The organism is Brasilonema bromeliae SPC951, from assembly GCF_012912135.1.
Taxonomy (GTDB): Bacteria; Cyanobacteriota; Cyanobacteriia; order Cyanobacteriales; family Nostocaceae; genus Brasilonema; species Brasilonema bromeliae.
The window spans coordinates 22,233-29,918 of sequence record NZ_QMEB01000044.1 but is presented as its reverse complement, the minus strand read 5'-3'; the positions used below and the strand labels follow the sequence as shown (position 1 = coordinate 29,918).

5 protein-coding genes are annotated in these 7,686 nt (G+C 41.5%); all 5 read right to left on the bottom strand.

The annotated features are described in order from the left end of the window. Window positions 1-354: 354 nt before the first annotated feature. The 5 genes from DP116_RS08165 to metK all read right to left on the bottom strand — a co-directional run bounded on the left by DP116_RS08165 (window position 355) and on the right by metK (window position 7,581). Window positions 355-654: a hypothetical protein gene (locus tag DP116_RS08165; RefSeq protein WP_169154714.1), complete on the bottom strand. Its 300-nt coding sequence runs from the start codon at window positions 652-654 to the stop codon at window positions 355-357. Window positions 655-1,030: 376 nt separating this feature from the next. Next, window positions 1,031-1,969 carry a tetratricopeptide repeat protein gene (locus DP116_RS08160; protein WP_211173156.1) on the bottom strand — a complete coding sequence of 313 codons (939 nt, stop codon included), beginning with the start codon at window positions 1,967-1,969 and terminating at the stop codon, window positions 1,031-1,033. After that, the gene (locus DP116_RS08155; protein WP_169154712.1) at window positions 1,969-3,723 is read right to left on the bottom strand and encodes a serine/threonine-protein kinase; all 1,755 of its coding nucleotides are present in this window, start codon (window positions 3,721-3,723) and stop codon (window positions 1,969-1,971) included. The genes DP116_RS08160 and DP116_RS08155 overlap by 1 nt, the downstream gene beginning before the upstream one ends. A gap of 309 nt (window positions 3,724-4,032) precedes the next feature. Continuing rightward, window positions 4,033-5,757: a sensor histidine kinase gene (locus DP116_RS08150; RefSeq protein ID WP_169154711.1), complete on the bottom strand. Its 1,725-nt coding sequence runs from the start codon at window positions 5,755-5,757 to the stop codon at window positions 4,033-4,035. Between the two features lie 561 nt (window positions 5,758-6,318). After that, the gene (gene metK / locus DP116_RS08145) at window positions 6,319-7,581 is read right to left on the bottom strand and encodes a methionine adenosyltransferase (RefSeq protein ID WP_169154715.1); all 1,263 of its coding nucleotides are present in this window, start codon (window positions 7,579-7,581) and stop codon (window positions 6,319-6,321) included. Window positions 7,582-7,686: the final 105 nt, after the last annotated feature.

Genomic DNA, 7,686 nt, shown 5'->3' with positions numbered 1-7,686 from the left:
GTTATCAGTTATCAGTTATCAGTTATCAAGTACCAGCCGCAGTTATCAGTTACCAAGTTAAGGGGGGTCAAGAAATCGCTGACTCTGTTCACTGTTCACTGTTCACTGTTCCCTGTTAAGCGTTCCCTGTTAAGCGTTCCCTGTTAAGCGTTCCCTGTTAAGCGTTCCCTGTTCCCTGTTCACTGTTCACTGTTTTAATCTCTTTTAAAATCAAGAGTTGCTTATTGAGAAAATAAGCAACTGCAACACTTAGTTATTAAAAATGGTTTATTGAACAATCTTGGGATGCACCTGTCAGAAACTTTCTTCAAATCGCATTCAGTCATTGAGATACATGATTTACTAAGTTTTCCTTTACTTCCTAGAACTAGGACGTTTTACCTTTGAACGATTACCCAATATAGTACTAGCAGCAGTTAAGTTTATTTTAGAACTACCAGACTTATCTGTGCCAGTAACAGTCAGAATCTTGCTCTGAGAAATCAGATAGGAGATGAGAGTAGCAACAGTCTCTTCACCCATGTCCTGATAGATATCTAGTGCTTGTTGATAAGATTTTAAAGCTTCTCCTAACTGTTGATTAGCTTGTTCTAGTAGTTTTTTGGCTTCCGTTTTACGGTTATCTTGATTAGGGTGTAATGTTTGATCAGTCATTTGTCATACTCCTGTTGTTGGGTGATTTATAGAACAGATTTAATTTCACATAAAGACATATATGTATACCAACAGAAACTACACGATTCCGGATGCTAAGTAAGTCAACCTTGAAAAAGGTAAATAGAGTCTTTGTAATGATTTCCCTATCCTTTGCTTCTCCTGTCGCAGACGCTACGAGCGTAAGTCCCAAAGGGAAACGCGCAAGGGACGCCGGCGTGCGCTTTGCGCATACGGAACGCCAAGGGCGCGAATGAAAAGTCGTTTAGGCGTATACACTCAGCTTGTCTTGTATACTTAGGGCACGCACTCGCGTTCCTAATTATATTTTATGCTTAATTAGATTTAGCTACTAATCAGTGTCTTGATTTCTAACTTATGTAGTAGGTTTGTTTGTTTTCAGTTGTTTTATCTGCTCATCTAGTTCTTCTACTCTTTGCTTATTACCTAAAGTTTTGTAACTATCTCGTGCTTGAGCAAACCAATTTCTGGCTGTTTTTTGGTCATCTATTGCTATATACAAATCTCCCAAAGCTTCCGCAATCTGCGCTTGCTGTATGATATCCTTATTAGCTCTTGCTAATTTATGTGCATTTAAATAATTAATCTCAGTTTGCACATTAACTCCTGTTTCCCAGTAGAGATTGCCAAGCTTACGATAGACGGAAGTTTCTTTAATACCACTACTTATCAAGGATTCTAGTGTCTCTATCGCCTCCGATTTTAAATCTGCTCCAATGTAATAAAAAGCACGTTGTAGCTCTGTGACTTTGTCAGGAACTTTTTGATTGTTCAGTTGGCTCATGCTTGCTTTGACAACTGGTGCTTCGTCCTTGGACAAAAGGCTAAAACCCCGCGCATTTGGTTTTTCATCTGTTGACAATTTACCGTTGTCTGCTTTAACAATCAGCAAATATTCCACTCCTGTTTCTAGTCTTGGTTCTCCTGGATACACGACTTGATTAGTATTCACTTTTGTTTGCCAAACAACCGAATCACCTTTTTGTAAACTGACATCATAGCTTTTGACACCCAAAACTTGATTCCAGCGTAGCTTCGGCTTGTCAGTCAGTAGCAACGTTCGGCGGGGACTGATAATGTAGGGAATATCAGGATTAGTGGGACTGCGAGGATCACCACTTTGAACGGTTGTGCACTCAGCAATGGGTATTTGACTAACTTGAGTGGTAAGTGCTGGTGGTAAATTTGGTGTGACTAGTATCAAAAGCAATAAGCAAACAGCAAAAAAACAAACGGCTATTTTCGCTTTTTTACTCTTTACTATCCAGTTTTTTAGTAGTGCACTGAACTTCATTATTGAGTCCTTGGGGTTTTAGAAGTGGAGGGTAACTTTGATATCTCCTTAATTTTTTTTGCTGCTTCAGAGATCCACTGTTTTTCTTCTTTCGTTTCTGGTTTTCCAGATGTGATACAATTTTTCAAAGCCAAGAGTGCTGCTTGCCTATTATTTTGCTTTTCAAAAACTTTGGCTTGAAGGCAATATGCAGCAGCGCGATCGCCATTAATCTTGATTGCCCTTTGAAGAGAGTTCTCAGCTTCTTGGTAATTCCCCAGTTCTAAATACGCCCAGCCCAAGTTTTTCAGCATTGCGTATTTAATTTTGTTATCTTCAGTACGTTGTAAACCTTCGTGTAGTACAGGTACTGTTAAATCATATTGTTTCTCCAAAATGTACAATCGTCCCAAGTTGTTATAAGCTCTATCGAAACCCTTCAGAGCAGCTATTTGGTAAGCAGTGCGAGCTTGCTCAAGCTTATTTTGGTCTTCATACAGCAAGCCCAGATTATATTGAGGTTGTGGCAGATTTGACTGAAAAATGAGAGATGTTTGATAGAATAGTTTAGCTTTTGTAAAATTTTTCTGGTTGTATTCTGATAAACCCACATTATTGAGTTTTCCTGCTATTTCTGGTGCCAGACTCCACAACTTGAAACCTCCTCCGATAAATAAAGAGCCAGCTAACAAAAATTTCAAACTCCGGCTCCGTAAACTTTGGCTCTGTAAACTTTTATCTTGTTGGCTCTGTAAACTTTTATCTTGTATGTTATTGTGTTGATCTATTCTTGGTTTGTCTAACTTAGATACAAGAGTAAATGTATTTTTGATAAAGCTCTTTAATCCTAAAGTACTGACTCCAAACCCTGTATCTGGTGGTAAGGTATCTGTTCCATCTTGAGATAGCGGAAACTGGTGTTGATTGCCTTGAAGATAATTTAAGATTTCCTGGCAATTTTGAGGTCGCTGTCCAGGAAAAGGAGCTATGAGGCGGTCAATTAAATTTGCTAATTGTGGCGAAACACTCGTTGCTTGGTCACGCCAAATCAGTTCTCCTGTTGCCGAGTTTTTAAGAAAATCAAGAGGAGATTTACCTGTGAGCAAACAGACAAAAGTTCGCCCCAAAGCAAAAAAATCTGACTGTGGGACAGCGTGACCTTCAGCTTGTTCTGGAGGGGTAAATCCAGGAGAAACGAGTACAGTTCCAGTTTGTTTGCCTTCTTGTTTTTCTAAGTAAGAGTTTGTGACTTCCCTAACAGCACCAAAGTCAATCAACACCAGTTGCCCATCAGGTCTTAGCATGATGTTAGATAGTTTAATATCTCGGTGAAGGTATTGATGCTGATGTAGTTCGTTAAGTATTCCTACTAATTCGATTAACCATTCGTGAGCTTGTTGTGTGGTGAGTGGTTGATTTCCTCTAGCTTGCAACCACTGTTGCAAATTTGAACCGGGTATTTTCTCCATCACTAGACAGTGCAACGGTTCACCATTACCATCAGACCAAGTAAAATACCCATCTGACTCTATACGCGGGATACCAGGGTGCTTGAGGCGACCTAGTAATTCAGCTTCTCGTTGAAATAGGGCGATCGCCTTTTGTTTAATTGTTGGATTATGAAAGCGCTCTAAGCTCAAAACTTTTAAAACTTTGGAGCTACCGCCATCATCCACTTCAAACACTTTACCAAAACCACCGCCACCAATTTGACAGATAACTCGGTAGCGTCCTTGAAGTAACATTCCTGGACGAATCATGGCGACTATCATCATGGATCAGTCTTTGCTCCCCAAAACTGAATTATCAATCCCCATACCCCACGCGGAGAATTCACGCATTGCAACCAGTGATACAAGCGGATACACACTGACAAAACAGCTATCCGCGTTTATCTGCACGGTAGGTGCTACAAGCCCGGGAACCCTAGTCGAGCACTGTCTTATGCATCTCCAGTTCAAAAATTTCAAATTCGTTTTGACTTTTGAATTTGAGCGCAGGCAGGATCGACTGAGTTTACAGCTCATTAATTCAAAGAATAAACCATTTTATTCTACAAATTGAAATCGACTTATTACAGAAAACTAATCTTTAGCTATCAGTGGAAGCCGAACGGTGAAAATTGATCCAACTCCAGGTTCGCTCGTGACAAAAATTTCACCACCCATCATCTGGCAAAAGTGACGGCTAATTGCTAATCCCAGCCCAGTACCACCATATTTTTTCGTGGTGGAAGCATCTCCTTGCGTAAAGCGTTGAAACAGCTGCTGCTGTTGATGATAAGACATACCAATGCCTGTGTCTTCAACAGTAAACGTGATCATTCCAGGAGTGTGACTTGTTTGAACGTTTAGTATTTCCTTGTGGATGATGAATCTCACCCTACCGTTGGTGGTAAACTTGGCAGCGTTGCTCAGGAGATTGTACAGAACCTGTCGTAGCTTAGTTTGATCCGTGTACATGATACCAAGTTCCCCATCAAAATTCACTTCTAAAAGATTGCCATTTTTCTCCACCAAAGGCTTGACTGTGAGAACAACGTTATTGATGAGCGGGGCGAGTTCAAATGTCTCTGGGTAGAAAGTCATTTTCCCGTCTTCAATTTTTGATAGGTCGAGGATATCGTTGATTAATATCAGTAAATGCCTACCTGCAGTGTTGATAGATTCAAGATCGTCAATAAACTCTTCTGACATTCCAAAATCAACCGCATCATCGCGCAGCAGTTGACTTAAGCCAATAATCGCATTTAACGGTGTGCGTAACTCGTGACTCACATTTGCCAGAAACTGACCTTTTGTTTTGTTAGCAGCTTCTGCTAATTCTTTGGCTTGCTGCAATTCTTTAGTTCGCTCGGAAACCCGCTCAATCAAACGATTGAGAGATTTAGCGAGTGATCCAATTTCATCTTCTGTACTGATAGGAGCTCGCAAATCAAAGTTATGTTTTTTCGCGACTTGTTGGGCGACTTGAGTGACAAGAATGACTGGTTCGGCGATCGCCCGCGAAGTACGCCATGCTACAATTGCTGCGATCGCCACTGACAGCAGCATACTCGCTACAGCAATTAATCTCTCGACTCCTTTTGCGATCGCCAGATCTGTTGTAAATTTCTGCTCTCGCTGTTGAGCAATTTGCAAGTTGTTGGTTAACCGTTTACGTATTTCATCTAGCCGCATGGCTGTTCCACCGCTCATTATTTCCAGCAACTCGTTTCTGAGTACAGAAATCTGCTGTTGTTGTTTTGGCTGCTGGTCAAACTGCTGCAAGATTGAATCAATTTGGCTAACGTAAGATTCTAGGTTACGGGAGTAGTCATTTAATATAGTTCGTAGAGTATCTTCCGGTACTGCTAATTTTCCAGGCTTGCTATCTATAAATTTCGTAATTCGTTGCTCAACGTTCTTAGCGTCTTTTACACTGCTTAACAATTCCGCTCTCTTGCTAGAACGCCGTTGCGGATCTCGTATAACAGCAACCAAGTTAGAGCCATGCAATTGTGCATTTACTAAAGCATTCCTATAACCACCCAGTACTTGTGTTTGAAACTGAGCATGCTCTAATTGTTTAGTTTCTATCCCTAAATAGAAATTGGATATGACTAACCCAGTCAACGAGCCTAGAAAACCAATCCCAATTGCCAGAAAGTAGCCGTAGCCTATTTTCTGATGAATACGCCAAGAACTAGCTTTGAATTTCCCTGGCGAGGGAAATTCTATAGTCGGGAGTTCGTCAGTAGAGGGCTCTTGGGCTGACACTTGTGTTATTTCCAGATTGCTGTCAACAGCGGTTGGCTCTTGAGTTTGCATCCCTCAAATCTCCTTACCCTCCCGCAAAAATCACCGTATTTTTTTCAAAGCTAAGATTTGGTGCAATTTTCTATTAACTCTTCTTACATTATCATCTTCTTTTTTAACAGGATTACTGCGTTTTTAACTAAAGAATGTACTTGATAGTGTGAAATAAAGGCTAAGTTTTAAAGCCGAAGTTATGAAGTTTTTATAAAGCACCCTTATTTAAGCTTACAGTTGGTTGCCAAGAAGGCATATTTATCATTTCTTCTTTCTAAGTTAAGTTTATTTGCTGCAAACAAAAATCGCCATAATTAGGCTGTTAGCAACGTTTTAGAATCAAACTGTATAGTCTATTTGTACTCAGGGTAGGGTAGAATATCATCATAGTTCCTGTCATGAAAAGAGTTGAGTCTAAAAAACTTTTCTCTGTGGTAGGCACCGAAGAAAAGCCCCATCCACCACTGACTACCTAAGTGTCTACTCAGAAATCGTTCATAAAATAGCCCCCACTACGGGGGCTGGGCAAACCAAGAGGGCTAGAAGCTAACTAATTTAGCCTCCAACTCCTGATTGTATTTATACAATCGCTGCCGATAGGAAATTCTTTGCTGCTTGCTGCAACAATTCTGCTTTATCGGTGCGCTCCCAAGGTAAGTCTAAATCGTTGCGCCCAAGATGACCGTAAGCCGCGACGTCCTGATAAAAACGTCCGCCTCGTTCTTTGGGCAGGTTGCGTAAATTGAAGGCATGAATAATGCCTGCTGGGCGTAGTTCAAAATGCGTTTTGATCAATTCCAGCAAGATTTGGTCATCAATTTTACCCGTGCCGAAGGTATCCAACATCACGCTTACTGGTCGCGCTACACCAATGGCGTAACTGAGTTGGACTTCACATTTATCTGCCAAGCCAGCGGCGACAATATTTTTCGCCACATAGCGACTAGCGTAAGCTGCAGAACGGTCTACCTTGGTGGGGTCTTTACCAGAAAAAGCTCCACCACCATGTCGCGAGTAACCGCCGTAGGTATCAACAATGATTTTACGTCCGGTTAGACCAGAATCTCCCTGAGGACCACCGACGACAAATTTACCTGTCGGGTTGACCAAAAAGCGAGTCGCCTCATCCGGCTTAATATTAATGTCGGAGAATACAGGTTCGACCACCGCTGACCACAGATCTTCTTTAATCTTGGCTTGCACTGCTGCTTCATCGGTGATGTCACCAATGGTAGCCGTATGCTGGGTGGAAATCAGGATGGTATCAATTCCTACAGGACGTCCGTCTTCATATGCTATGGTGACTTGCGTTTTCCCATCAGGACGCAGGTATGGCAAATCACCTGTTTTACGGACTGCAGCCAGTCGGCGAGCAATGCGGTGGGCAAGGCTAATGGGTAAGGGCATCAGTTCTGGTGTTTCGTTACAAGCGAAGCCAAACATGATACCTTGGTCACCTGCACCAACAGAGTCGAATAGTTCTTCACTATTCTGCTCGCGGGTTTCATGAGCAGTGTTAACACCTTGAGCAATATCAGGTGATTGTTCGTCCAATGCGACAATCACTGAGCAGCTGTTGGCACAAAACCCGTTTTCAGCGTTGGTATAACCTATCTCAGCAATTTTTTTGCGAGCTAGATTCACATAATTCACATTGGCTTTAGTCGTAATTTCACCAGTGATCAGTACCAAACCAGTGTTAACGACAACTTCAGCCGCCACACGACTACTGGGGTCTTGTGAGAGTAAGGTGTCTAGAATTGTATCAGAAATCTGATCGCAGATTTTATCTGGATGCCCCTCAGTCACGGACTCAGAGGTAAATAGATAACGATGAGACAAGTGTAGTTCCTCCATAGAACATTTTTCTGATTGACTAAACGCAAGCGTTTAGTTCAGCCACTTTAATCTGCAATCATAACAACATTTTTACAATGAAAATTCGTA

Excerpts from the sequence above, each read along its gene's own strand:
- DP116_RS08165 (WP_169154714.1), bottom strand. The coding sequence starts at position 654 with ATGACTGATCAAACATTACACCCTAATCAAGATAACCGTAAAACGGAA.
- DP116_RS08160 (WP_211173156.1), bottom strand. The coding sequence starts at position 1,969 with ATGAAGTTCAGTGCACTACTAAAAAACTGGATAGTAAAGAGTAAAAAA.
- DP116_RS08155 (WP_169154712.1), bottom strand. The coding sequence starts at position 3,723 with ATGATGATAGTCGCCATGATTCGTCCAGGAATGTTACTTCAAGGACGC.
- DP116_RS08150 (WP_169154711.1), bottom strand. The coding sequence starts at position 5,757 with ATGCAAACTCAAGAGCCAACCGCTGTTGACAGCAATCTGGAAATAACA.